Here is a 23,293-nt window from a genome sequence, read left to right as displayed (position 1 = left end):
AACCACACCATGCTGAGCTGGGACGACGACGTTCAAGCCACCCCGCAGGCTGCCCCGCAGCCCGCGCCGAATCCCACCGCCACGCCTGCTGCCGCACGCTCTGTCGACCAGCACGGCGTGCTGCCGCCGGCCGCCACGCAGCCGGCAGGCACGGGTATCCTCGGCAACCTGCCGGCGTCCGACGCGCCGACGGACCGCCGCGTGAACGCCGCCGACAAGCGCGTCATCAATGGCTCGACCGACGTCAACCAGCTGGTGCCGTTCAAGTACAAGTGGGCCTGGGAAAAATACCTGGCCGGCTGCGCCAACCACTGGATGCCGCAGGAAATCAACATGTCGCGCGACATCGCGCTGTGGAAGGACCCGAACGGCCTGACCGAAGACGAGCGCCGCGTGATCAAGCGCAACCTCGGCTTCTTCGTGACCGCCGACTCGCTGGCCGCCAACAACATCGTGCTGGGCACCTACCGCCAGATCACCGCGCCGGAATGCCGCCAGTACCTGCTGCGCCAGGCTTTCGAAGAAGCGATCCACACGCACGCCTACCAGTACATCGTGGAGTCGCTCGGCCTCAATGAAGCCGAGATCTTCAATGCGTACCACGAAGTGCAGTCGATCCGCGACAAGGATGAGTTCCTGATCCCGTTCATCGACACGCTGACCGACCCGGCCTTCAAGACCGGCACGCCGGAGAACGACCAGAAGCTGCTCAAGTCGCTGATCGTGTTCGCCTGCATCATGGAAGGCCTGTTCTTCTACGTGGGCTTCACGCAGATCCTGGCCATGGGCCGCCAGAACAAGATGACCGGCGCCGCCGAGCAGTACCAGTACATCCTGCGCGACGAGTCCCTGCACTGCAATTTCGGCATCGACCTGATCAACCAGATCAAGCTCGAGAATCCGCACCTGTGGACCGCCGAGTTCAAGGAAGAGATCACCGCGCTGTTCAAGAAGGCCGTGGACCTCGAATACCGCTATGCCGAGGACACCATGCCGCGCGGCGTGCTGGGCCTGAACGCACCAATGTTCAAGGGCTACCTGCGCTTTATCTGCAACCGCCGCTGCCAGCAGATCGGCCTGGAGCAGCTGTTCCCGAACGAGGAAAACCCGTTCCCGTGGATGAGCGAGATGATCGACCTGAAGAAGGAACGCAACTTCTTCGAGACGCGCGTCATCGAGTATCAGACCGGTGGGGCGTTGTCCTGGGATTGAGTTTCCGCCGAGCGGTGAATGCCGCCACGCAGAAAGAAAAAAGCTCCCTCGGGAGCTTTTTTCTTTGCACTTGCATAAGCGATCAGCGATCAGCGATCAGCGATCAGCGATCAGCAGTGCGGGCCAGCATCAGCCCGCAATCCGTCTTAACGCTTCCTCGATCGCCCGTGTCTCGCTCGGCCGCACCAACCGCGCCACCTCCACGCCGTCGCGCATGAACACCAGCGTGGGCCATAGCTTGACCCGGAACGAGCGGCCGAGCGGCTTGCCGCTGCCGTCCTCGACCTTGATGTGGGCAACCTCCGGATGGCTGGCCATGGCGCCGGCCAGGTGGGGCTGCGCCCGCATGCAGTAGCCGCACCAGGGCGCGCCGAACTCGATCACGGCCGGGCCTTTGATGGCGTCGATTTCGGCCCGGGCCGGCTCGCGCAGGCCATACACATCGGTCATCGTCATGGGAATCCTCTCGCCTGTCCAAATGGGCATGCACGGATTGTATGACCGCGGCTGGCTGCAACGGATCCTGTTTCAGGCCTGCGAGCCCTGCGCTATCTCGGGGGCTGCAGGCTTGCCCCAGCGCACTGTGGCCAACAGCGATGCCGCCACGATCAGCCCGCCGCCGATCCACGCCGTGGTGGAGATGCTCTCTGCCAGCCACAGGCTGGCGAACAACGCGCCGAAGGCGGGCTCGCTGCCCATCAGCAGCGCCACCCGCGTGGGGCTGCTGCGCCGGATGGCGTAGTTCTGGGCGAAGAAGGCGAACAGCGTGCAGGCGGCCACCAGCCACAGCACGCAGCCCCAGAACGCAGCGTGGCCAGAGAACGACGGCAGGGGCTGCCACTGCGCGGGCACCAGCGCCAGTGCCACGGCCGCGCTGCCGACGGCGACCACGCCGGATTGCACCGCCGTCATCGTCAGCGCCGGCATGGACTGGCCCCGCACCAGCCGCTTGGTCGCGCAGACCATCAGCGCGCGCAGTACGGCGGCGGCCAGGATCAGCCCGTCGCCAAGGTTGAACCCCAGTTCGCCGTGGCCCGCCAGCAGCCACGCGCCTAGCAGGGAGAGCGCCACCGCTACCCATTCGATGCGGCTTGGACGGCGCTTGAGCAGCAGCCACTCCGCCAGCGGCGTCAGCACCACGCACAGGCTGATCAGGAAGGCGGCGTTGGAGGCGCGCGTCAGCAGCACGCCGAAGGTTTCGCACAGGAAGATGCCGAGCAGCAGCACACCGGTTCCCAGCACCCCGCGCAGGGTGGCGGCGTCGGTGCGGCGCAACCCGGCCAGCGTGGGAGAGAGCACCACGAAGGTGATGCCAAAGCGTAGCGTCAGCAGGCCGAGTACCGGGTAGAAGACCAGTGCGCTCTTGACGATGCCGTAGCTGCTGCCCCAGACCACGGCGACCGCGAGCAGCATCAGGTCGGACAGCAGTAACAGTTTTTTTGGCGCGGGCATGGTGGACCTTGTGCATTCGGTCCTGCATTGTGCCGCTTTGCATCCACGGCGATAATCGGGTCGGAATGCAAAGCCTTTATGCCGCATATGCATTAATCCGCCTCTGCCCGCCGCGAGCCGCCTCATGAACCAAGCTGATCTCTTTGCCTTGCTGCCCGACATGGCGGTGTTCGCGCGCGTGGTCGACGCGGGCAATTTTTCTGTTGCCGCGCGCCAGCTTGGCAGCACACCGTCCACTGTCAGCCGCCAGATCAAGCGTCTGGAGGAGGCATTGGCCACGCGCTTGCTGGAGCGCTCGACCCGCAAGGTGCGCATGACGGAATCGGGCGCCGAGGTGTACCGCTATTGCCGCGACGTGGTGAGCGCCGCGGCGGGGGCGATGGACGCCGCCGGCCATGTGGTGGGCCGGCCGCAGGGCAGGGTCAGCGTCAGCGCGCCGACCGCATTTGCCAAGACGGTGATCCATCCGCTGGTACCGGCTTTCCTGCAGGCTTATCCGGAAGTGGACCTGCAGTTGCTGTTTACCGACCACGAGGCCGATCCCCTTGCCGACGACCTCGACCTGGTGATCAGGCTGACCGAGCACCCGCCGCCCGGTCTGGCCGGGCGCCGCCTGGGCGCGGTGCGCTGGGTGCTGTGCGCCTCGCCCGCCTATCTGCGCGCGCGCGGCACGCCGGCGCAGCCGCGTGATCTCGCGCAGCACGATTGCCTGTACCTGGGGGAAACCGCCGACGACAACCGCTGGCGCTTGCGTCGCGACAGCGAGACGCAGACCGTGACGGTGAGCGGGCGCTATGTCGCCAACCACGCCGGCGCGCGGCTGGAGGCGGCGCAGCAGGATCTTGGCATCGCCAGCCTGCCCGAGTTCACCGCGGCCCTTGCCTTGCAGGCCGGCGAACTGGTGCGGGTGTTGCCAGACTGGGAATTGCAGGCACGCGCCTACGTGGGGACGGTGTGGCTGCTCTATCCGTCCAACCGCTTCCTGCCGCCCAAGGTGCGGGCGTTGATCGATTACCTGGCCGCGCACATCGGCAGCGCGGGCTGACTTGCCGCTCAGCGTGCGCCGGCCGGCCCCTGCTGCGAGCGCTGGTAGTCGCCCGGGGATACGCCCACCAGCCTGGTGAAATCTCGCGTCAGGTGGGCCTGGTCGAAGTAGCCGAGCTCGGCGGCGAGCTGCGCCAGCCCGACCGGCTCGCCGCGAGCGAGCCGCCATGCGGCCTCTTGCAGGCGGTAGCGGCGCAGCACCCACTTGGGCGATACGCCCACGTAGTCCTGGAACAACCGTTGCAAGGCGCGCACGCCCATGCCGGCATGCTGCGCCAGCGACTCCACGCTGGCGGGGCCTTCGGCGCTGGCGGCATGCGCGACGATGGCCTGCAGTTGATCCACGACGGGGTCAGGCGGCGGCAGGGCGCCGCCCAACAGCGCTTCGGCGGCGCCCACCATGGCTTCGTCGCCGCCGGCATCCAGCACCAGCATTTCGGCCCGGTGCGCGTCGCATGACAGCAGCGCGCGCGCCGCACGCGTGGTGTCGGTCAGCGCGCAGACGGGCTCGTCCAGCAAGGGGCGCAGGCCGCCTACGCGAAAGCGCACGCCGAGCACGTGGCCGGCGCCTTCCAGCGTGCGGTCGAACACGCCGCGCACCACGCCGAAGAGCGCTGTCTGGCCGCGGTCGAATACCAGGTTGGCGTTCGGATAGGGCAGCACGCGCTGCACCTGCGGCGGTTGTCCCGCCAGGTCCCACTCGACGATCCAGTAATGCTCGACAAAGGGCGCCAGCGCCACCGACGGCAGGTAACGGCCGAGGCGGATGCGCTGTTGCGTGCCGAGCGGGTCGACAATGCCTTTGGGCGCAGCGGTGACGGGCGCGTGCGTGTCGCGTTTTTCCAATCGGGGCATGGGGATAGCGGTGTAAAACTACGGGCTGCGGCAGGCACGCAAGATGCGCAAGATGAACGAAATTCTATCGGAGACCACCATGACCGTAACCCATTACACCGGCGGCTGCCATTGCGGCGCCGTGCGCTACGCAGTGGATGTCGACCTGGCCGGCGCCATCGAGTGCAATTGCTCGCTGTGCAGCAAGCGCGGCTTCATCTGGTCGTTCACACCGGCAGATAGATTCACGCTGACCGAAGGTGCGCAGGCCACGCGCACCTACAAGTTCAACAAGCATGTGATCGACCATCGCTTCTGCGAAACCTGCGGCGTGGAGGCCTACGCGCTGGGCAGCATGCCGGATGGCTCGGCCGTGGCGGCGATCAATGTGCGGTGCCTCGATGGCGTCGACCTGGCGCAGCTCCAACCTAAGAAGGTCGACGGCGCCAGCGCTTGATCCGCGATGGCGCGCTTCACAGCGCCCCTCGCCGCGCCCCTCGCCCCGAGTTGCATGATTTTTCCCCCGGAGCCAATGCCATGTTCCAGCCCGAACTGACCCTGTTCCATTCGCCCAACACACGTTCCACCGGCGCGCTGACCCTGCTTGAGGAACTCGGCGTGCCGTATCGTCTCCACCCGCTCAATATGAAGGCCGGCGAGCAGCGCGAGCCGGCTTACCTGGCCATCAATCCGATGGGCAAGGTGCCGGCCATCCGCTATGGCGATGCGCTGGTGACGGAGCAGGTGGCCGTGTTCATCTTCCTGGCCGACCTGTTCCCGCAGGCCAGGCTGGCGCCCGCGCTGACCGATCCGCTGCGCGGGCCTTACCTGCGCTGGATGGCGTTCTACGGTTCCTGCTTCGAGCCGGCGCTGGTGGACCGTTCGCAACAGCGCGAGACGCCGCGCGCGATGTGCCCCTACGGGGATTACGACACCACCATCAGCACGCTGCTGGGCCAGCTGGAAAAGGGCCCCTACCTGCTGGGCGACACCTTCACCGCGGCCGACGTGCTGTGGGGCACCGCGCTGACCTGGACCACGATGTTCAAGCTGGTCGAAGCGACGCCGGTGGTGCAGGCCTATATCGACCGCATCAACGCGCGCCCGGCGGTGGCGCGGGCGCGTGGCATCGATGCGAAGCTGGCAGCAGAGCAGGGCGGCTGAGCGAGCGCCGCGCTTATAGCTCCAGCACGATGCGCTGGCATTTCGCGCGCGAGCAGCAGGCCATCATCTTGGTGTTGGCTTCGCGCTCCGCGCGCGTGAGCACCACGTCGCGGTGGTCGATTTCGCCGGCCAGCACGCGCACCTCGCAGGAGCCGCACAGGCCTTCCTCGCAATCGCTCTGCATGTCGATGTTGGCGGCGCGCAGCGCGGCCAGCAGCGTCTGGCCCGGGGCGACCGCGACGACGATGCCGGAGTCCTTCAGCTCGGCTTCGAACGCTTGCTCCTGGCCGGGATCCAGCGTGGCGAGCGCCGACTCGAAATGCTCGATGCGCAGCGCATCGCCGGGCCAGCCGGCGCACTGTTCCTGCAACGCTGCAAGCATGCGCGCGGGGCCGCAGGCGTAGATCTGCGTATCCGCCTGGGGCTGCCCGAGCAGGCTGGTGAGATCGTTGCGCTGGCCTTCATCCTTGGCGTAGACATGCAGGCGATCGCCGTGCAGCGCGATGAGCTCGCCGAGCAGCGCCATGGACGCACGCGAGCGCCCGCTGTAGTGCAAGACGTAGTCCATGCCGAGCGCCTTCGCGCGCCGCGCCATGGCGCTGACGGGCGTGATGCCGATGCCTCCGGCGATCAGGATCAGCTTGCCCGCGGCCTCATCCAGCCGGAAGTGGTTGCGCGGGCCGCGGATCTTCAGCCGGTCGCCGGCCTTGACGCTGTCATGCACCCAAGCGGAGCCGCCACGGCCTTGCGCTTCGCGCAGCACGGCGATCTCCAGCGCACCGCTGTCGTCCGGGTCGCCGCAAAGGGAGTATTGCCGCGACAGACCGGTGCCGCCGCATTCCACGTCGATGTGCGAGCCCGGCGCCCAGCGCGGCATCGGCTTGCCATCGGGCGACACCAGCCGCAGCCGCACAATGCCCTCGGCCGCTTGAGTCGCGCTGGCCACCACCACCGGCCGGCTGATTGCATGCCCCAACGGCTCGCCAATGCGCACCGGCACTTGTACCTCCAGCAACGCGGGGTTGGCGCGCTCGGGGTTTTGCGTCGGGTCCCATTCCACCCACACGTGCTCGGGCCCGCGGAACGAGGTGTTCGGCACGTAGCTGAATCGCTGCTCTGCCAGGCGCATATGGGGCAGGCGCCGCGTGAGTTCCTCCAGGAAGACCTGCATCTCCATGCGCGCCAGGTTCTTGCCCATGCACTGGTGCGAGCCGTAGCCGAAGGTGAGCTGGTCGCTGGCGTTCTCGCGGCGGATGTCGAAGAGATCCGCATCGGCGAAGTGCCGCTCGTCGTGGTTGGCCGAGGACGTCACGATCAGCAGCTTGGCGCCGGCGGGAATGTCGACGCCGCCTACCTGCACGTCGCGCGTGGTCAGGCGCCGCCAGGCTGCCACCGAGCCGTTGTGCCGCAGGCATTCCTCTACCGCGTTCGGGATCAGGCCCGGGTCTTCGCAGATCTCCTGCCAGGCGCGCGGATGCTGCAGCAGCAGCTTCATGGCATTGGCCGTGGCGTTGGCGGTGGTTTCATGCGCGGCGACAATGCCGGCCATCATCATCGAGTGCAGGTAGGAGTCGGTGACGATCTCCGGATACTCCACCTGCTTGCGGATGCCATAGCGCATCCAGCCCGGGCCGGACGGGTCCTGCCGCATCTTGTCGAGGATCTTGCCCGCCAGCTGCCAGAAGTTGCCCACGGCATGCGCGACTTCGACCTGTTCCTCCGGCCTGGGCCGGCCCCAGGTATTGACGGTATGCGCGATGGAGTATTTGCGCAGCAGGTCCATGTCTTCCTCGGGCACGCCGAGAAAATGCAGCGCCACCGTCAGCGGCACTTCCCACAGCATCTGGTCGACGAGGTCGGCGCGGCCGTCGTTGACAAAGCAGTCGACATACTCGCGCGCGAGCTTGCGCACCATGGGCTCGTGATGCTTGAGTTCCTCTGGCGTAAACGGCGCCATCAGCACCCGGCGGCGCGGCATGTGCGCTGGCTCGTCTTCGTTGACCAGCGTGCGGTTCATGGCGTAGCCGTAGGACGCCAGCACGGCGTTGGCTTGCGGCCCCGTCGGCGTGATCTTCTCCAGCGCAATGGAGGGGCTGAAGGTGAGGTTGTCGCGGAAGATCGCCTTGATGTCGTCGTAGCGCGTCACCACCCAGTAGCCCAGCTTGGGGCTGTAGAAGACCGGCTCCTGCTCGCGCGCCCAGCGCACGTACTCGGGCGGGTCCTGCTGGTAGCCATCCTCGAAGGGATCGAAGCTGGCCGCGCCTGGGCTGACCGGGCAGCCGGTGGGCGAGCGCTGCGCTGTCAGCAAGCGATGGTCAACGGGACATCCCGAGGCGTGTGGATTGGGGGTAGCGTTGGCCATGCTTGTTGCTCCGTGTTCTCGTTTGCGGGGGGCGGGTGCGGTGCGCCGCGGTTACTCCAGCGTGATCTTCAGGTCGCGGATCAGCTTGTGCCAGCGCGTGGTCTCGCTGCGCAGCAGTTCGGCGTACTGCGCCGGCGTGTTGCCGACGGGTTCCACGCCGAAGTCCACCAGCCGCTTGTTGACGGCCGGGTCCTTGATCGCGGCCACCACCTGCTTGTTCAGCGTGGCGACGATCTCCGGCGGCGTGGCGGCGGGAACCACCATGCCCACCAGCGCGGCGGCCTCCACGTTCTTGTAACCTGCCTCGGCAAAGGTCGGCACGTCCGGCAACTGGGGCAGGCGGGTCGGGTTGGCCACGGCCAGCGCCTTGACCTTGCCGCCCTTGATGAAACCCGCGCCCGCGGCCAGGTCGACCATCATGGCCGGGACCTGGCCGCCGGCCACGTCGGCCAGCGCGGGCGCGGCGCCGCGATAGGGCGCGTGGACCATGTTCAGCCCGGCCTCCACCTTGAGCAGTTCCATGGCGAGATGGTGCGGGCTGCCGGCGCCGGCAGAGGCGTAGTCGATGCCGCCCGGCTTGGATTTGGCGCGGGCGACGAACTCCTGCACCGTGTTGACGTTCATGCCCGGGCCCACCACCAGGATCATCGGGAAGCGGCCCAGCAAGGTGACTGGCGCCAGGTCCTTGACCGGGTTGTAGGAAAGCGTTTTGTACAGCGCCGGGTTGAACACCAGCGTGCCGTTGTCCGCCGAGAGCACCGTGTAGCCGTCCGCCGGCGCGCGCGCGGTCTCCGCCGCGCCGATCGCGGTATTGCCACCCGGCTTGTTGTCCACCAGCACGGGCTGGCCAAGCCGGGTCGAGAGGGCCTGGCCGATGGAGCGCGCCAGGAAGTCCGAGCCGCCGCCGGCGGCGTACGGCACGATCCAGCGCACCGGCTTGGCGGGGTAGGCCGGCTCGGCGGCAGCGGTGGCCGCCAGCATGGGGATGGCGGCCAGGCCAAGGCCTGCGGCGATGCATTTGCGGATGGTGATCATCTTGTCTCCTGTTCCCGTTTGGGTGCCGGTTGAGGCGTAGCGCGGTCCGGCGTTATTATGCGTAAATGATATACGCATTGCGTAATATGGCGATGCGGGTTAACGTGGGTTTGATGCCGCCGCGCAATGCACGGCACTAGAATCTCCGCCCATGAAGACAAGAAACGACCCAAGCGCCGCACGCACCTCACGCGCATCGAGCACCTCAGGCGATCCCGCTGACCCGGTCGAAGCCGCCATGCCCGCTGAGCCGCCGGCGCGCGAGCGCCGCCAGCGCGTGCAATCGGCGCAGACCGGCATGACGGTGCTCAAGGGCCTGGCCAACCTCGGCGGGCGCGCCAGCCTGACCGCGCTGGCCGCGCATATTGGCGAGAGTCCGGCCAAGGTGCACCGCTACCTGGCCAGCCTGATCGACGAGGGGCTGGTGGCGCAGGCGTCGGCATCGCAGCAGTATTTCCTGGGCGTGGAGGCCATGCTGATCGGCCTGGCAGCGATGCGGCAGGTTGATCCGATCCGGATCGCCGAGCCGTCGCTGGTCCGCCTGCGCGAGAGCCTGGACGTGACCTGCTTTGTGGCGGTGATGGGCAACAAGGGCCCGACCATCGTGCGCTTCGAGGAGCCGGGGCTACCGGTGACGGTCAATGTGCGGGTGGGCTCGGTGATGCCGATGCTGTGGTCGGCCACGGGCCGCGCGCTGCTGGGCTTGCTGGACGAGCCGCGTGTGCGGGCGATGGCGGAAGAAGAGCTCGCGGCGGCGCCGGCGGACCTGCGCGCGCAGCTGGATCGCGATGATCCCATCGGCGTGCTGCGGCGCGAAGTGCTGGCCGCCGGGTGCGCGGTAGTGCGCGATACCAACCTGAAGGGCATCAGCGCCGTGGCGGCGCCGCTGTACGACTACACGGGCCGCATTTGCGCGGTGCTCACCGCGCTGGGTGCCACCGGCGGCTTCGATGCGTCGATGGACGGACCCATCGCCGTGGCCGTGCGCCATGAGGCGCGGGTCGCCAGCGGGTTGCTGGGCTACGGCGCGGCGCCGCCGGGCGGCGGCGCCTGAATCCAGCTTGAACCGGCCTGGCCGGCCCGCTGACGCGCTGGCTTACAGCTTGCGTTCGCCGCCGAGCGCGGCGGTCAGGTCCGACAGCAGGTTGGCCAGTTCGCCGGCCATCATGGTGAAGTCGCCGTCGAAGCGTTCTTCGTCGTCGCGGGCGCTCGGGTCTGCCTGCTCCTTGATCACGTCCAGCGGGGCCACGCGCTTGATGGTCAGCGACTCGGTGAGCACGAAGGACACGCGGTCATTCCAGGTCATCGCCAGGCGCGTGCAGCGCTTGCCGGCGGCAATGTGGCGGCGCAGGTCCTCGGCATCCAGCGGATGGCGCACATAGCGCACCGTGGCCTTGCTCTCGGCGCTGGATTGCAGCTCCATTTCCTGGTCGAGGGTGAAGCCGGCCGGGGCCGTGTCGGTGGCCAGCCAGTCGGTCATGGCGGTGACCGGCGACTGGTTCACATGCAGGTTGTCCAGCGGCAGCGGGTCGATGGCCTTGAACAGCAGGCCGCGCACTTCATCGGCCTTGGCCGGGGCGGCCGCGTCGATGGCGAGCCAGCCGTTGACCGGGTCGATCCACACGCGGGTGTCGCGCCGGATGCTGAACGCGCGCGGCAGCAGTTCTTCGGTGACCTGCTCCTTGAGCTCGCGCATCTGCTTGCGGCCCGGCTTGAAGCCTTGCTGTTCTTCCAGCTCCACAGCGCGGGCCTTGGTGACCTGGTTGACCACGGTGGACGGCAGCAGCTTCTTTTCGGTGCGCATGGTCAGCAGCAACTGCTTGCCGACCTGGTGGACGAGCGCGCCGTTGTCACGCGGCGAGGCCCAGCCCTGGGTTTGCATCTCCAGGCTGGTGCCAGGGAAAAATGCGTGGCGCGCCAGGCATTCCTCGACCTCTTCGGCGGCGAGGGACCACGGTGCGGACAGACGGTGCAGCTGGAGATTCTTGAACCACATGTGAATTCGGCCAAAGGGACGGATTCTAGCCGGTTAGCGTGGCGCATGCGGTAACAATGCGTGAGGGAGTCTGGCTGGTGTGGCGGTGCCGTGGCAGCAGGGCCGGAAAAAGTCAGGGGCCGGGTCGCCTTCGCAACCCGGCCCCCCGCATACAGGCCGGCGCCAGGCCGGCACGCTGCGTGGCCTCAGATGTCGAGCTTGCTGATCTTCGAGCCTTCCAGGCTCACGCCGGCCATCAGGCCCGCATTGGTGACCACGAAGCCAACGACGGGCTGCTGGGCGGTATTGGTGTCCAGGGTGCCATTGGCGCCAATCTTGGCCAGCGCCACGGTAGCGTCCACGCCGGCAGTCCAGCCGCTGCTGGCGACGAACTTGTCGAGCGCTTCCTGGGTCATGAACATCAGGATGATGGCCTTGGATTGCGCACCGATCTGCCAGCCGACCGAGCCCGAGATGATGCGGTAATAGCCACGGTTGGCGCCGCCCGCGCGCAGCGCGCCATCGCCATATTCGCCACCCACGACGAAGCCGGCCGAGAGGACATTGGGGAAGACCAGGATGCCGCGCGCGCGGTTGGCGAGTTCGCGTGAACCTTTCGCCGTCTCATACAGCTTGTTGAGCGTACCATCCACGCCGCCATCGATCTCGCGGCGCTTGGCGGCCTTGTCGGTGGGTGCATCGGGCGTGGTCGTACACGCGCCCAGCAGGCCCGAACTTGCCACCACTAGTCCAGCCCCTACCGTCAGAAACGATCTGCGTTCCATGCTCACTCTCCTGATTGTTTTACCTCTCACGGCACCGGATACCCCGGAGCCACTTTGCGCACCCCACATAAAGGATAGGCGTAATCAGCACTTGTAGAAACTTGAAATCTCGCCGCAAACTTGATTCTCGGGTTTTTCCGAAAAGCCGGCGTACTCTCACCGTTTCTGTAGAAATATACCAAGCATTCTTGCGAATGGCTGTAGGACGGAGGCTGCATTTTGGCGCGAGGCGTCCTACAAGCACGGGCGCCTCGCAACAACCTGTTTCATCTGGACAGGAACCCGGCCGGGCTGGATAAGTCCATGACACATGAAATCCGTTCTCGCCCTCATCCCCGTCACCTTGCTGGCAGCGGCTTGCGCTTCGCAAGTGCCCGCCAATCCGCAAGCCTCATCCGAAGCCAACGAGCAATGGCAATCGCTGCGTGCCGCTTACACCACGTGCGCCAAGGGCCAGGCCGATGCCGGCATGGCCGGCGGCGCCTCCGCGCAGGATCTCGCCAGTGCTGCGCTCAAGGCCTGCCGGCCTCGGCTCGACGCCATGCACACGGCGTTTCGCGATTACCTGGATGCGCAGATGGTGTCCTCGCATGGGCGCGATGGCGCGCGCCAGGCCGCTGAGCGGGTGAGCCAGGATACCGAAGCCAAGACCCGCAACTACCTGGTCCGCTACGTCGAGCGGGAGCGCTATACCGCCAAGGCGCAATAACGCACGAGGCCTGCGCTTGCGTTCCGATTGCACTGCGGATTGCACTGCGGTTGGGGGCTCCGGCACGGCTGTGGTGTAATGCGCGGGCGCCGGCGTGCATTCCTGCCTCGTACCTGCTCGCCAGGCGCCAGGCCGTCGCGCCCCACCCACCTTGCACCCACCTTATTGCGGTCCCTTCCCGATGACTCTTTCCCCCGAACGCTTGCAACTTGCCCATGAGCGTTTTCTCGCCGACAACCCCGAAGTGGTGGCGCTGCTCAAGGTCATCACCCCGCGCCACGCGCGCGCTGTCGGCATGAGCGTGGAGGCCTTCCAGCTCTCGGAGCTGGAGCGCGCCATCGGCCGCGAAGCCAGGCTCCGGCGCCTCACCGTCGAGGAGCTGCTGCTGGTGTACCTGGGCGAGCGCGCGGCGCCGGCGCCGCGGCGTTAGATGCGCTAGCCGCCGGCCTTCCCGGTGCCGGTCTTGCCGCGCGCCGGGCTCAGGAACGCCCAGGCGCATGCTGCCCCTCCGGCAGCCAGCAGCGCCGACAGCAGCATGACCCAGCGAAAGCCGGCCACGAAGGCGCCGTCCACCGCACGCCGAACGGCCGCCTTTACCTGCGGGGCCGTGGCCGCCGGCAGCGTGATGGCGGCGAGCTTCGCGCGTTGCGCCTGCACGGACCGAGCCACCTGCGCCGACACCGCGCCGCTGGCCACCGACTGGCCAAGCGAGCGGTCCAGCCGGTAGTCGAACACGCGCACCATCACGATCCCCAGCATGGCAATCGCCAGCAGCGTGGCCACGCGTGCCGCCGCATTGTTGATGCCAGACGCCGTGCCGGCCGAGCCCAGCGGCACCGCGTTCATGACGGTGGTGGTCAGCGGCGCCACGCTGATCGTCATGCCCGCGCCGAGCACCAGCACCGCGGGAAAGTAGGCCAGCCAGTAGCTGCCGCCGCTGGCGGCGGCATCGGGCAATGCAAACAGCGCGAAGCCCGCGGCCGCTACCAGCGGGCCGACGATCAGCGGCTTGCGCGCGCCATGCCGGTCCACCAGCCCGCCGGCCCAGCCGGACAGCAGGAACATCAGCAGGATGAACGGCAGCAAGGCGGCACCGGCCTGCGTCGACGAATAGCCCTGTACCTGGATCAGGTTGAGCGGGAAGAAGAACAGGCCGCCGCCCAGCGCCGCGTAAAGCAGCAAGGTGAGCAGGTTGGCACCCAGGAAAGCGCGCGAGCGGAACAGCGCGGGTGGCATCACCGGGTTGGCCACGCGGGTCTCCGCCAGCACGAACAGCCCGAGCGCAACGAGGCCGGCCGCAAACGGCATCCACACGGCTGGGTGGCCCCAGCCCTGCGCCGGCGACTCGATCAGGCCGTAGACCACGCCCCCAGCCCAAACGCTGCAAGCAGGCTGCCGGGCCAGTCGAGTCCACCGGGATGCTGCGGTGCGCGGCTTTCCGGCACGCGCCAGAACACGATGGCCAGCACCGCCGCCGCCAGCGGCAGGTTGACCAGGAAGGCCGCGCGCCACGACAGATGCTCGATCAGCCAGCCGCCCACCACGGGCCCGAGCGCGGTGGTCATCGCGGTGGCGCCGGACCAGGTGCCGATGGCCTTGCCGCGCCGGCTCGCGTCGAACGAGGCCGACAGCAACGCCAGGCTGCCCGGCACCAGCAGCGCCGCGCCCAAGCCCTGCGCGGCCCGCGCGGCGACCAGGTGGCCAATGTTGCCGGCCAGGCCGCACCAGGCCGAGCTGGCTGCAAAGATCGCCACGCCCAGCGCAAACACGCGACGGCGCCCGAAGCGGTCACCGCAGGCGCCGCCCACCAGCAGCAAGGCTGCCAGCAGCAACGCATAGGCCTCCACCGCCCACTGCATGCCGCTCAGGCTCGCATCGAAATCCTTTTGCAACGCGGGCAGGGCCACGTTGACCACGGTGCCATCGATAAAGGCCATGCTGGACGCCAGGATGGTGGCGGCCAGCACCCAAGGTTCGTCGGCCCTGGCGCAGGGTGGCCCGCCAGGGGCGGTCCGCAGCGTTGCGTCGTCGCACGGGCTCTGGGCCAGCGGCGTGGTGGGCATGTTCAGCGCTTGCTGTGTGGGCCTGTCATGCTGCCGCCGGGCCGGCCGGCTCCAGCGGATGCAGCTCGCCCAGCATGGTCGGGATCAGCTCGGACACCGTGGGGTGGATATGCATGGCGCGCTGGACCACCGTGTACGGCGCGCACGCATACATCGCGTCGAGGATGCAATGGATCACCTCGTCGCCGCCCACGCCCAGCACCGCCGCGCCAAGGATCTCGCGGCTGTCGGCATCCACCAGGATCTTCATGAAGCCTTGCGTTTCGCCTTTTTCCACCGCGCGGCCAACCCGCGTCATCGGCCGCATGCCAACCAGCACCTTGCGCCCGGACTGGCGCGCCTCGGCCTCGTTCATGCCGACGCGCCCCAGCGGTGGGTCGGTGTAGAGCGCATAGGCGGGGATGCGGTCGCCGAGCGTGCGGGGCGGCTCGCCGGATGCCGCGTCCAGCAGGTTGGCGGCGACGATCTCGAAGTCGTTGTAGGCGGTATGGGTAAAGGCGCCGCGCCCGTTGCAGTCGCCCATGGCCCAGATCCCGGGCACATTGGTGCGCAACTGTTCGTCCACCTGGATGTAGCCGCGCGCATCCACGGCAACGCCGGCGCGGTCCAGGCCAAGGTCGTCGGTATTGGGCCGCCGCCCCACCGCCAGCAGCACGTGCGAGCCGACGATCTCGGGCGCGCCGTGCGCGCAATCCATCTTCACCACGACCTCGGCGCCGCGCTGCTCCAGCGCGATGCACTCGGCGTCGAGACGCAGCCCGATGCCCTCGGTGGCGAGGATGCCGCGCACGGCGTCGGACACGTCGGGATCCTCCCGCTCGATCAGGCGCGGGCCGCGCTGCACGATGGTGACCTCGCTGCCGAAGCGGCGAAACATCTGGCCGAACTCCAGACCGATGTAGCTGCCGCCCACCACCAGCAGGTGCCGCGGCAAGGTGTCCACGCGCATCATTCCGGCGTTGGTCAGGTAGTCCACCTGCTCCAGCCCAGGCATCGGCGGCGCGGCGGCGCGCCCACCGACGTTGATGAAGATCTTGCCGGCCCGCAGCAGGGTGTCGTTTACGCGCACGGTGTCCGGGCCCTCGAAGCGCGCGTGGCCGAGATGGACGGTGCCGTGCTCCAGCGTGCGCACCCACGTTTCCACGCCGTGCGTGGACTTGCCGACGACGCCGTCCTTGCGCGCCTTGACGCGAGCCATATCCACCGTCACAGGCCCGGTGGGCACCACGCCGTACTCGGCGCCGCGCCGTGCCAGGTTAGCCGCGTAGGCGCTCGCCACCATGGTCTTGGTGGGGATGCAGCCGGTGTTGACGCAGGTCCCGCCGAACGACTGGCGCTCGATCACGGCCACCCTCTGGCCGGCTGCGCTCAGGCGCGCCGCCAGCGGGGGGCCGGCCTGGCCGGTGCCGATGATGATGGCGTCGTAGTCGAGTGTCATGGCGGGGGCTCCTGGGCATCACATCACAGCATCGCCAGCGGGTGCGGGCCGTCCGGTGGCTGGAAGGCCGCGTCCAGCTCGGCCAGTTGCTGCGTGGAGAGTGTCAGCGCGAGCGCGCCATGGTTCTCGCGCAGGCGCTCGCGATGGCTGGTCTTGGGAATCGCGATGACGCCCTGCTGCGCCAGCAGCCAGCCCAGCGCCGCCTGCACCGGGCTGATGCCATGCTTCTGGGCAAAGCGCGCAAGCCGCGGGTTGCGCAGCAGCGTGGCTTGCTCGATCGGCGAGTAAGCCATCAGGGCAACGCCATGCTCGCGCAGCCAGGGCAGCAAGTCCCACTCGATGCCGCGCCGCGTGAGGTTGTAGAGCAACTGGTTGGCCGCGACCTCCTTGCCGCCGGGCACGCGCCACAGCGCGCGCATGTCGTCCAGGTCGAGGTTGCTGACGCCGAAGTGACGGATCTTGCCCGCCTTGCGCAGCGCCATGAAGGCCTCCATGGTCTCCGCCAGCGGCACGCCGCCACGCCAGTGCAGCAGGTACAGGTCGAGGCGGTCGGTGCCCAGGCGGCGCAGGCTGCGCTCGCAGGCGGCCACCGCGCCGGTGCGCCCGGCGTTGTGCGGGTACACCTTGCTGACCAGGAAGACCTCGTCGCGCCGGCCGGCGATGGCTTCGCCGACCAGTTCCTCGGAGCGGCCATCGCCGTACATCTCGGCGGTGTCGATCAGGGTCAGGCCCAGGTCCAGCCCGAGACGCAGCGTGGCAAGCTCTTCCGCGCGCGCAGCCGGCTGATCGCCCATGTTCCAGGTGCCCATGCCGAGCGCGGCAACGCTTTCGCCGCCGGGCAGACTCACGGTTTTCATGCGGTGTTCCGGTGGGAAGTGCAGGGTGGAGCCGCCGACATGTGGCGTGCAAAGCACGCGCGCACGGCCGGCTACCCACTCACACTAGGTAAGGATGGCGCGATCCACAAGGCGCGGCGCGCGCCGCCGCGTTCAGGCCAGGCCGGTCACGTAGTAGACCGTGATCACGAAGAACACGGCCAGCGTCTTGATGACGGTCACCGCGAAAATGTCGCGGTAGGACTCCCGGTGCGTCAGGCCCGTCACCGCCAGCAGGGTGATCACGGCGCCGTTGTGCGGCAGCGTATCCATGCCGCCGCTGGCCATGGACACCACGCGGTGCAGCACCTCGAGCGGAATGCCGGCGGCCTGCGCGCCGTGGATGAAGGTGTCCGACATGGCGGCCAGCGCGATGCTCATGCCGCCCGACGCCGAGCCGGTGATGCCCGCCAGCGTGCTGACAGACACGGCGGCATTGACCAGCGGGTTGGGGATGCTCTTGAGCGCATCGCTGACGACCAGGAAGCCGGGCAGCGCGGCGATCACGCCGCCGAAGCCATACTCCGAGGCCGTGTTCATGGCGGCCAGCAGCGCGCCGCCGATGGCGCTCTTGCTGCCCTCGGCAAAGCGTTCGCGCACCGCGCCGAACGCCGTCGCCACCACCACCACGATGCCCAGCAGCAGCGCCGCCTCCACCGCCCAGATCGCGGTCACGGTGGCGATCTGCGTCTCCACGGGCTTGGCCAGCCCGGGCAGCGACACGCTGTAGCTGCTGCCGTACCACTGCGGAATCATGCGCGTGAAGACGAAGTTGGCCACGCCCACCACCACCAGCGGCAGCAGCGCCAGTGCCGGATGCGGCAGGTGGCCGGTCTGGCTGCGCTCCGGCTCATTGCGCAACGCTGTCCCATAGCCCTCGCCGCGTGCCATGGCCGCGCGGCGGCGCCACTCCAGGTAGCCCAGGCCCACCCCGATGATGAACAGCGAGCCCAGCAGGCCCAGCACCGGCGCCGCCCAGGTCGTGGTCTTGAAGAAGGTGGTGGGGATGATGTTCTGGATCTGCGGCGTGCCCGGCAGCGAATCCATGGTGAACGAGAACGCGCCCAGCGCAATGGCGCCCGGCATCAGCCGCTTGGGGATATTGCTCTGCCGGTAAAGCTCCGCCGCGAACGGATAGACGGCGAACACCACCACGAACAGCGAGACGCCGCCATAGGTCAGCAGCGCGCAAACGGCGACGATCACCGCATTGGCACGCGAGCGGCCTATGTAGCGGATGGCGGCGGCCACGATGGACTCCGAGAAGCCCGACAGCTCGATCACCTTGCCGAACACGGCGCCCAGCAGGAAGACCGGGAAATACAGTTTGACGAAGCCGACCATTTTCTCCATGAAGATGCCGGAGAAGACCGGCGCCACGGCGGCAGGCTCGGTCAGCAGGACGGCGCCGAGCGCGGCCACCGGGGCGAACAGGATGACGCTGTAGCCACGGTAGGCCGCAAACATCAGGAAGGCCAGGGCGGCCAGGACTATCAGGAAGGACATCGGTTCTCCTTGTGGTTCTTCCGCGCGCGCGGCGCTCGTGGCGCCGTGCGCGGCAGATCAGGTGCCGACTTTGCCACAGCTTGCTGCACTGCGACAATGTCCTGCCTCAAAGGCTCGCCTCTTTGCCCTCGTCCGTGGCCAGGGCTTCAGCCGTGGTGGTAGCGGTATTCCTGCGACAGGCCGCCGTAGCCGTAGGTGGCGGCGCGCGCATCCACTACGTGGATGTATGACACCGGATGCACGTTGCCGATCAGCTCCGAGAGGGCCTCGAACGCGGCCTTCAGGTACTGCGCTTTCTCCGCTTTGGTGTTGGTTTCGTCCGTTACGCTGATGTCGAGGTGAAAGGCGTTGCGGCCAAGCTCCGAGAGCGGGTCGCCGCCAATGATCCAGGCGTCGTGGTCGATGTACTGCACGGAAACGACGGTGACCTCCGGCTTCTTGCCGAGCACGCGCTGGGTCAGCTCGGTCACGGCGGCGGCGCTGCGGCGGGTCAGCGATGCGTTGGGTTTGCCGGAGATCTGCAGGTTGATGTGGGGCATGACGGACTCCTTTGTTCTTGCGGTTTCACTGGGTTGGCTGGGTTTGGCTCAGCGGGTAAGTGATGCCAGTTTAGGTGTTTGCCTTCCATCGGAAAAACGGGAATTTACGATACTATCCATCGTCAATACCGAAATAAGATTGGGGGCCCGCCATGCGCGCACTTGAACTCGACCAGCTACGCACGTTCGTGACCGTGGCGGACGCCGGCAGCCTGTCCGCCGCGGCGCCTCGGCTGTTCCTGTCGCAGTCCTCGGTCAGCGAGCAACTGCGTAAGCTGGAGGAGCGCGCCGGCGTGCCGCTGCTCACGCGCGGCAAGCAGGGCGCGGCGCCGACACCCGCCGGCACGCGTTTGCTCGAGCATGCGCGGCGCATCCTCGCGCTGTCCGAGCTGGCGCTGCAAGACCTGCGCGGCCACACGCTGGATGGCGAGTTGCGGCTCGCGGTGACGGACTACTTCCGGCCAGGCGAGATCGCCGGCATGCTGCGCGGGCTGCGCGAGCGCTATCCCTACCTGCGGCTGCATGTACAGGTGACGAAAAGCAGCGTCATCGATGCGGGAATGCACACCGATGATTTCGATATCGGCTTGTCGATGCGGTTGCCGGGCAAGGGGGGAGGCCAGCAGGCTGGCGCCAAGGGCGCGCGCGGCACCGTGCTGCGCCGCGAGGCGCTGGCCTGGGTCGCGGCGCAAGGCGAGGCGGAGCGCGTGAGCGGCCCGCTGCCGCTGGTGCTGCTGCCCGATACCTGCTCGCTGCATCAGTACGTGGTGCAGACGCTGCGGCGACGGCGCCTGGACCACGCGATTGCCCATTCCGCCTCGGGCGTGGCTGGCCTGCATCTGGCGCTGGCTGCCGGGCTTGGTGTCTCGTGCCTGAACGAGTCGGCGATCGGGCCGGGCGTGGCGCGGATCGATGCGGCTACGCTGGCCAGGCTCAAGCTGCCGGCCTTGCCCACGGCGGAGTTTTTCCTGCTGCCGGCACGGGCCGGGGAGGCAGAGCTGGTCGGGAAGGTCAGGGCGGCGCTGGCGGAGCAGTTTGCATAGCCGCGCAGTGGATTGACTCGTCCCTTTTCAGGTCTCGGTCCACTGCCGCAGCAGGTTGTGGTAACAACCCACCAGCGAGCGCCGCGCACCATCGTCGGCGCCCGTCTGGTTGAGTTTCTGGATCGCGTTGTCGAGGTCGAACAGCAGCGCGCGCTGCGCGTCGTCGCGCACCAGGCTCTGGATCCAGAAAAAGCTCGCCACGCGCGTGCCGCGCGTGATCGGGGTGACCTGGTGCAGGCTGGTGGCGGGATAGATCACCATGTCGCCGGCTTCCAGCTTGACGCTGTGGGTGCCGTAGGTGTCTTCCACCTGCAGCTCGCCGCCGTCATAGCTGGCGGGGTCGCTGAGGAACAGCGTGGCCGAGATATCGGTGCGCAGCTTGCGGCCATTGTGCGGATGAATGCGCACGCCGCCGTCCACATGGGCGCCGAAGGTCATGCCCTCGCTGTAGCGGTTGAACATCGGCGGGTAGACGATATTGGGCAGCGCCGCGCTGATGAACAGCGGATTGCGCTCGAGCATGCCAAGGATCAGGTGCTGGCACTGCTGCGCCACTTCGGCGCGCTCGTCGATCTGCTGGTTGAACTTGACCGGCGCGCCGGAGTAGCCGGCCGATACGCGGCCATCCACCCAGGCCGTGCCGGCCTGGTCGAGATGCTGGCGCAGCACGGCAAGCTGCTCCGCGTTGAGGACCTTGGGAATGCAGACAAGCATGACGATCTCGACAGGGTTCGGCGGCAGCGCGCGGGAGGTTTCCGGCCCTGCCGCGTGGCGTGACATGGCATCGCGCCACTTTACCTCAGCTTACATACGGTAGATGAAGGACAGCATCGCGGTGCGGCCGGTGCCGGGCACCGAGCGTCCGCCGTCCGACTGGATCAGCGCATCGTAGTACTTCTTGTCGAACATGTTGAACAGGTTCAGGCGCACGTCGTACTTCGGCTGATGGTAGGCAATCATGCCGTCCCAGCGCACATAGCCACCCACCTGCACGGTGTTGGTGTTGTTGGCGTAGCGCTGCGACATATAGAAGGCGCCGCCGCCCACTTCCCAGTCCTGCAGCACGCGGTAGCTGGTCCACGCCGTCGCGGTGTGCCTGGGCGTATTGGTCGGGACCATGCCTTGGGTGCCGGCGGCGATGCCGTTGACGATCTCGCCGTCCAGATAGGTGTATCCCGCGAAGACCTGCCACTTGCTGGTGATGCGGCCGGTGGCGCCGGCGCGGAAGCCGCGCACGCGGATCTTGCCGGCCAGCGAGTACGTGGTGGCGTCGATCTGGCTGCGGGCGTTGTCCTTGGTGATCTGGAACAGCGCCGAATTCAGCGACAGGTCGCCGCCCAGCAGATCCCACTTGCCGCCCACTTCATAGGACTTGTTCTTTTCCGGGTCCAGGTTCTGCTGGCCCACGGTGCCCACCAGTTGCTCCAGCGACGGGTTGAACGACGTGCCGTACGACAGGTAGTAGGACTGCGCCTCGGTCGGCTGCCAGATGCCGCCCACGCGCACGCTGGTGAAGTTGACGGTCTGGCTGGCGCTGGGCAACACGGTGCTGCCCAGCGTGTTGGACGAGTTGATTGAATTGGTGATGCTGGCAATGTACTTGTCGTAGCGCAGGCCGCCCACCAGCTTCCATTGCTTGCTGAACTCCACCGAGTCGTTGATGTAGGCCGCCAGCGTGTTGGCCGCCGCGCCCTGGCGATTGCCGGTCGCGCTCGGCGCGGTGGCCGGCGAGTTGCTGTAGGTCGGGTTGACGACCGGCTCGCACGCCGCGTAGCCGCTGGTGCCGGCCGCAGCGGTGGCGGTGGCGGCGGGGTTCAGCGCCACGCCGTTGCAGGTGCCGTTGCGGTAGTAGTTCTGGTTGTCATAGCCATCGTGGCCGATCTCGGCACCCACCAGCACGGTGTGCTTGACCGGGCCGGTGTCGAACTTGGCGGTCAGCTCGGTCTGGTTGAAGATCGAGTAATCGCGGATATGGCGGTCATGGCTTTGCTGGCGCACGAACAGCGCATCCAGCGGCAGCGTGGTGGTGGTCAGCGGGGTGAAGCCCTTGGCGCTGACCGTGCCGACGGCGTTCGGCGCGGTTTCGCGCGCGTTGGTGTTGACGTAGTTGAACTGGGTCTGGTTGCGCAGGCGCAGGTTGGGCGAGAACTTGTGATCCACGGTGGCGCCCAGCGAGGCCACGTCCTGGATGGTGCGGTCGTCGTTGAAGCCATAGGCCGTCTTTCGGTCGACGTTGACCGGGTGCCCGTTGATGGCCGGCAGGCCGTAGTCGGGCTGGTCCTCGTTATGCTGCAGCAGCGCCGACAGCGTGATCTCGGTGGGGGTGCCAATGCCCAGGCGCCACGACGGCGCCAGGCCGAAGTCCTTCACCTTGGTCTGGTCGCGCGTGCTAGCCGAGCCGTCCTGGGCCATCGCCGCGATGCGAAAGGCCGAGGTCTCGCCCGTGGGCGTGTTGTAGTCCGCGGTGGCGCGCACCAGGCCGTTGGTGGTGACCGAGCCGGTGACTTCGGTGGCAGCCTTCAGCGACGGTTTCTTGGTGACCTGGTTGATCACGCCCCCGGTTGATCCACGCCCGAACAGCATCGACGAGGGACCCATCAGCACTTCCACCGAATCCAGCGCGAAGACGTCGCGATAGTACTGGCCGCGGTCTCGGAAGCCATCCAGGTAGATGTCGGTGCGCGCGGAGAAACCGTTGAGGTTGATGTTGTTGCCGATCTGGCCACCCTCCGCGCCGCCGATGGTGATGCCCGGGACATTGCGCAGCGCATCGGCCAGCGAGGTGCCGCCCTGCGCGTCGATCAGCGCTTTGTTGACCACCGTGACCGATTGCGGAATGTCGCGCAGTTCCGCGGGCAGCTTGCTGATTGAACTCTTCACCGCGCTGTAGTCGTCATTGGCGCTGCTGCCTTGCACCACCACCTCATGCAGCGTCGTCGTGGGCTGTGTCGCGGGGGCCGTGGCGGCCGTCTGGGCCAGGGTGGCAACGGGCGTGGCGAACAGCGCGAGCAGGGCAGTCGCGATCGGCGTGCGGCGATTCATGTCGTTTCTCGGTTCCGGTGCGGCCGCGGGCACGAGCCGGCCGGCAGCGGCAAGAAGGTGCGCGCCTGGATCGGTTCGGCCAACGGCGGAAGGCAATCATGGTTGGGCGAGCCGGAATATAAATGCGAATGATTTGCGTTGCAATTCGCGTTGTCTTTTTATCACAGACAATGTGATTGCGCTTCTAATGTTCTAATGTAGAAACATTAATTGGC

At 67.5% G+C, this 23,293-nt stretch carries 23 protein-coding genes; 8 read left to right on the top strand and 15 right to left on the bottom strand.

Features of this window, described 5'->3' with window-relative positions:
* The first annotated feature begins 9 nt into the window (after positions 1 to 9).
* Positions 10 to 1,212, top strand: a complete 1,203-nt coding sequence (locus AC1RQK_RS06025; RefSeq protein WP_150986839.1) for a ribonucleotide-diphosphate reductase subunit beta — start codon at positions 10 to 12, stop codon at positions 1,210 to 1,212.
* A gap of 129 nt (positions 1,213 to 1,341) precedes the next feature.
* Here the strand turns inward: AC1RQK_RS06025 and AC1RQK_RS06020 are convergent, their stop codons facing one another.
* Both AC1RQK_RS06020 and AC1RQK_RS06015 read right to left on the bottom strand, forming a co-directional pair.
* The gene (locus AC1RQK_RS06020) at positions 1,342 to 1,668 is read right to left on the bottom strand and encodes a thioredoxin family protein (RefSeq protein ID WP_492374671.1); all 327 of its coding nucleotides are present in this window, start codon (positions 1,666 to 1,668) and stop codon (positions 1,342 to 1,344) included.
* A 72-nt stretch (positions 1,669 to 1,740) separates the two neighbouring features.
* On the bottom strand, positions 1,741 to 2,664 hold the full coding sequence (locus AC1RQK_RS06015; RefSeq protein WP_492374670.1) for a DMT family transporter: 924 nt from the start codon (positions 2,662 to 2,664) through the stop codon (positions 1,741 to 1,743).
* A 124-nt stretch (positions 2,665 to 2,788) separates the two neighbouring features.
* Between AC1RQK_RS06015 and AC1RQK_RS06010 the strand changes: the two genes are divergently transcribed.
* On the top strand, positions 2,789 to 3,709 hold the full coding sequence (locus tag AC1RQK_RS06010; protein ID WP_492808033.1) for a LysR family transcriptional regulator: 921 nt from the start codon (positions 2,789 to 2,791) through the stop codon (positions 3,707 to 3,709).
* 8 nt (positions 3,710 to 3,717) lie between these two features.
* Here AC1RQK_RS06010 and AC1RQK_RS06005 read toward each other — a convergent pair whose 3' ends face one another.
* Positions 3,718 to 4,563 (bottom strand): DUF6597 domain-containing transcriptional factor, encoded by an 846-nt coding sequence (locus tag AC1RQK_RS06005; RefSeq protein ID WP_492808032.1) that lies wholly within the window; start codon positions 4,561 to 4,563, stop codon positions 3,718 to 3,720.
* A 79-nt stretch (positions 4,564 to 4,642) separates the two neighbouring features.
* Here AC1RQK_RS06005 and AC1RQK_RS06000 point away from each other — a divergent pair, with 79 nt between their 5' ends.
* Positions 4,643 to 4,999: a GFA family protein gene (locus AC1RQK_RS06000; protein WP_492808031.1), complete on the top strand. Its 357-nt coding sequence runs from the start codon at positions 4,643 to 4,645 to the stop codon at positions 4,997 to 4,999.
* 80 nt (positions 5,000 to 5,079) lie between these two features.
* A complete protein-coding gene (locus AC1RQK_RS05995; RefSeq protein WP_492808029.1) occupies positions 5,080 to 5,706 on the top strand; it encodes a glutathione S-transferase family protein in 627 nt (208 codons plus the stop codon).
* A 13-nt stretch (positions 5,707 to 5,719) separates the two neighbouring features.
* Here the strand turns inward: AC1RQK_RS05995 and AC1RQK_RS05990 are convergent, their stop codons facing one another.
* Both AC1RQK_RS05990 and AC1RQK_RS05985 read right to left on the bottom strand, forming a co-directional pair.
* Positions 5,720 to 8,068: a cytochrome P450/oxidoreductase gene (locus AC1RQK_RS05990; RefSeq protein ID WP_492808028.1), complete on the bottom strand. Its 2,349-nt coding sequence runs from the start codon at positions 8,066 to 8,068 to the stop codon at positions 5,720 to 5,722.
* Positions 8,069 to 8,119: 51 nt separating this feature from the next.
* Positions 8,120 to 9,103 carry a Bug family tripartite tricarboxylate transporter substrate binding protein gene (locus AC1RQK_RS05985; RefSeq protein WP_174423017.1) on the bottom strand — a complete coding sequence of 328 codons (984 nt, stop codon included), beginning with the start codon at positions 9,101 to 9,103 and terminating at the stop codon, positions 8,120 to 8,122.
* Between the two features lie 298 nt (positions 9,104 to 9,401).
* Between AC1RQK_RS05985 and AC1RQK_RS05980 the strand changes: the two genes are divergently transcribed.
* Positions 9,402 to 10,157: an IclR family transcriptional regulator gene (locus AC1RQK_RS05980; RefSeq protein ID WP_492374686.1), complete on the top strand. Its 756-nt coding sequence runs from the start codon at positions 9,402 to 9,404 to the stop codon at positions 10,155 to 10,157.
* Positions 10,158 to 10,199: 42 nt separating this feature from the next.
* Here the strand turns inward: AC1RQK_RS05980 and AC1RQK_RS05975 are convergent, their stop codons facing one another.
* A complete protein-coding gene (locus AC1RQK_RS05975) occupies positions 10,200 to 11,099 on the bottom strand; it encodes a recombination-associated protein RdgC (RefSeq protein WP_043349676.1) in 900 nt (299 codons plus the stop codon).
* Between the two features lie 185 nt (positions 11,100 to 11,284).
* Positions 11,285 to 11,863, bottom strand: a complete 579-nt coding sequence (locus tag AC1RQK_RS05970; RefSeq protein WP_441633879.1) for a BPSL1445 family SYLF domain-containing lipoprotein — start codon at positions 11,861 to 11,863, stop codon at positions 11,285 to 11,287.
* Between the two features lie 310 nt (positions 11,864 to 12,173).
* On the opposite strand from AC1RQK_RS05970, the gene AC1RQK_RS05965 reads away from it, so the two are divergent.
* Positions 12,174 to 12,572 (top strand): hypothetical protein, encoded by a 399-nt coding sequence (locus tag AC1RQK_RS05965; protein ID WP_492374664.1) that lies wholly within the window; start codon positions 12,174 to 12,176, stop codon positions 12,570 to 12,572.
* A 181-nt stretch (positions 12,573 to 12,753) separates the two neighbouring features.
* Positions 12,754 to 13,002 (top strand): DUF6388 family protein, encoded by a 249-nt coding sequence (locus tag AC1RQK_RS05960; RefSeq protein WP_144409844.1) that lies wholly within the window; start codon positions 12,754 to 12,756, stop codon positions 13,000 to 13,002.
* A 5-nt stretch (positions 13,003 to 13,007) separates the two neighbouring features.
* Here the strand turns inward: AC1RQK_RS05960 and AC1RQK_RS05955 are convergent, their stop codons facing one another.
* The 6 genes from AC1RQK_RS05955 to AC1RQK_RS05930 form a co-directional block, all read right to left on the bottom strand.
* Positions 13,008 to 13,937, bottom strand: a complete 930-nt coding sequence (locus AC1RQK_RS05955; protein ID WP_492808025.1) for an MFS transporter — start codon at positions 13,935 to 13,937, stop codon at positions 13,008 to 13,010.
* Positions 13,922 to 14,635 carry an MFS transporter gene (locus tag AC1RQK_RS05950; protein ID WP_492808023.1) on the bottom strand — a complete coding sequence of 238 codons (714 nt, stop codon included), beginning with the start codon at positions 14,633 to 14,635 and terminating at the stop codon, positions 13,922 to 13,924. The genes AC1RQK_RS05955 and AC1RQK_RS05950 overlap by 16 nt, the downstream gene beginning before the upstream one ends.
* Positions 14,636 to 14,660: 25 nt before the next feature.
* On the bottom strand, positions 14,661 to 16,073 hold the full coding sequence (locus AC1RQK_RS05945; protein ID WP_492374662.1) for an FAD-containing oxidoreductase: 1,413 nt from the start codon (positions 16,071 to 16,073) through the stop codon (positions 14,661 to 14,663).
* Between the two features lie 23 nt (positions 16,074 to 16,096).
* Positions 16,097 to 16,930, bottom strand: a complete 834-nt coding sequence (locus tag AC1RQK_RS05940) for an aldo/keto reductase (RefSeq protein ID WP_492374661.1) — start codon at positions 16,928 to 16,930, stop codon at positions 16,097 to 16,099.
* Between the two features lie 132 nt (positions 16,931 to 17,062).
* Positions 17,063 to 18,454 carry a GntP family permease gene (locus tag AC1RQK_RS05935; RefSeq protein ID WP_492374660.1) on the bottom strand — a complete coding sequence of 464 codons (1,392 nt, stop codon included), beginning with the start codon at positions 18,452 to 18,454 and terminating at the stop codon, positions 17,063 to 17,065.
* 146 nt (positions 18,455 to 18,600) lie between these two features.
* Positions 18,601 to 18,993: a tautomerase family protein gene (locus AC1RQK_RS05930; protein ID WP_492374659.1), complete on the bottom strand. Its 393-nt coding sequence runs from the start codon at positions 18,991 to 18,993 to the stop codon at positions 18,601 to 18,603.
* A 152-nt stretch (positions 18,994 to 19,145) separates the two neighbouring features.
* Here AC1RQK_RS05930 and AC1RQK_RS05925 point away from each other — a divergent pair, with 152 nt between their 5' ends.
* The gene (locus tag AC1RQK_RS05925) at positions 19,146 to 20,036 is read left to right on the top strand and encodes a LysR family transcriptional regulator (protein WP_492387142.1); all 891 of its coding nucleotides are present in this window, start codon (positions 19,146 to 19,148) and stop codon (positions 20,034 to 20,036) included.
* Positions 20,037 to 20,063: 27 nt separating this feature from the next.
* On the opposite strand, the gene AC1RQK_RS05920 is transcribed toward AC1RQK_RS05925, so the two are convergent.
* Together AC1RQK_RS05920 and AC1RQK_RS05915 are read right to left on the bottom strand one after the other, a co-directional pair.
* A complete protein-coding gene (locus tag AC1RQK_RS05920; RefSeq protein ID WP_150986891.1) occupies positions 20,064 to 20,750 on the bottom strand; it encodes a Fe2+-dependent dioxygenase in 687 nt (228 codons plus the stop codon).
* Positions 20,751 to 20,840: 90 nt separating this feature from the next.
* Positions 20,841 to 23,078, bottom strand: coding sequence for a TonB-dependent receptor (locus tag AC1RQK_RS05915; RefSeq protein WP_492808022.1), 2,238 nt, complete (start codon positions 23,076 to 23,078; stop codon positions 20,841 to 20,843).
* Positions 23,079 to 23,293 lie beyond the last annotated feature (215 nt).

The sequence above is a fragment of the Cupriavidus sp. GW822-FHT02D05 genome (assembly GCF_058802485.1).
The sequence above is the reverse complement of the archived record's forward strand: the minus strand, read 5'-3'. Positions and strand labels throughout refer to the sequence as shown.

What these genes read in the sequence shown, in the direction of transcription:
- AC1RQK_RS06025 (WP_150986839.1), top strand. Translation starts at nt 10, where the DNA reads ATGCTGAGCTGGGACGACGACGTTCAAGCCACCCCGCAGGCTGCCCCG.
- AC1RQK_RS06020 (WP_492374671.1), bottom strand. Translation starts at nt 1,668, where the DNA reads ATGACGATGACCGATGTGTATGGCCTGCGCGAGCCGGCCCGGGCCGAA.
- AC1RQK_RS06015 (WP_492374670.1), bottom strand. Translation starts at nt 2,664, where the DNA reads ATGCCCGCGCCAAAAAAACTGTTACTGCTGTCCGACCTGATGCTGCTC.
- AC1RQK_RS06010 (WP_492808033.1), top strand. Translation starts at nt 2,789, where the DNA reads ATGAACCAAGCTGATCTCTTTGCCTTGCTGCCCGACATGGCGGTGTTC.
- AC1RQK_RS06005 (WP_492808032.1), bottom strand. Translation starts at nt 4,563, where the DNA reads ATGCCCCGATTGGAAAAACGCGACACGCACGCGCCCGTCACCGCTGCG.
- AC1RQK_RS06000 (WP_492808031.1), top strand. Translation starts at nt 4,643, where the DNA reads ATGACCGTAACCCATTACACCGGCGGCTGCCATTGCGGCGCCGTGCGC.
- AC1RQK_RS05995 (WP_492808029.1), top strand. Translation starts at nt 5,080, where the DNA reads ATGTTCCAGCCCGAACTGACCCTGTTCCATTCGCCCAACACACGTTCC.
- AC1RQK_RS05990 (WP_492808028.1), bottom strand. Translation starts at nt 8,068, where the DNA reads ATGGCCAACGCTACCCCCAATCCACACGCCTCGGGATGTCCCGTTGAC.
- AC1RQK_RS05985 (WP_174423017.1), bottom strand. Translation starts at nt 9,103, where the DNA reads ATGATCACCATCCGCAAATGCATCGCCGCAGGCCTTGGCCTGGCCGCC.
- AC1RQK_RS05980 (WP_492374686.1), top strand. Translation starts at nt 9,402, where the DNA reads ATGACGGTGCTCAAGGGCCTGGCCAACCTCGGCGGGCGCGCCAGCCTG.
- AC1RQK_RS05975 (WP_043349676.1), bottom strand. Translation starts at nt 11,099, where the DNA reads ATGTGGTTCAAGAATCTCCAGCTGCACCGTCTGTCCGCACCGTGGTCC.
- AC1RQK_RS05970 (WP_441633879.1), bottom strand. Translation starts at nt 11,863, where the DNA reads ATGGAACGCAGATCGTTTCTGACGGTAGGGGCTGGACTAGTGGTGGCA.
- AC1RQK_RS05965 (WP_492374664.1), top strand. Translation starts at nt 12,174, where the DNA reads ATGAAATCCGTTCTCGCCCTCATCCCCGTCACCTTGCTGGCAGCGGCT.
- AC1RQK_RS05960 (WP_144409844.1), top strand. Translation starts at nt 12,754, where the DNA reads ATGACTCTTTCCCCCGAACGCTTGCAACTTGCCCATGAGCGTTTTCTC.
- AC1RQK_RS05950 (WP_492808023.1), bottom strand. Translation starts at nt 14,635, where the DNA reads ATGCCCACCACGCCGCTGGCCCAGAGCCCGTGCGACGACGCAACGCTG.
- AC1RQK_RS05945 (WP_492374662.1), bottom strand. Translation starts at nt 16,073, where the DNA reads ATGACACTCGACTACGACGCCATCATCATCGGCACCGGCCAGGCCGGC.
- AC1RQK_RS05940 (WP_492374661.1), bottom strand. Translation starts at nt 16,930, where the DNA reads ATGAAAACCGTGAGTCTGCCCGGCGGCGAAAGCGTTGCCGCGCTCGGC.
- AC1RQK_RS05935 (WP_492374660.1), bottom strand. Translation starts at nt 18,454, where the DNA reads ATGTCCTTCCTGATAGTCCTGGCCGCCCTGGCCTTCCTGATGTTTGCG.
- AC1RQK_RS05930 (WP_492374659.1), bottom strand. Translation starts at nt 18,993, where the DNA reads ATGCCCCACATCAACCTGCAGATCTCCGGCAAACCCAACGCATCGCTG.
- AC1RQK_RS05925 (WP_492387142.1), top strand. Translation starts at nt 19,146, where the DNA reads ATGCGCGCACTTGAACTCGACCAGCTACGCACGTTCGTGACCGTGGCG.
- AC1RQK_RS05920 (WP_150986891.1), bottom strand. Translation starts at nt 20,750, where the DNA reads ATGCTTGTCTGCATTCCCAAGGTCCTCAACGCGGAGCAGCTTGCCGTG.
- AC1RQK_RS05915 (WP_492808022.1), bottom strand. Translation starts at nt 23,078, where the DNA reads ATGAATCGCCGCACGCCGATCGCGACTGCCCTGCTCGCGCTGTTCGCC.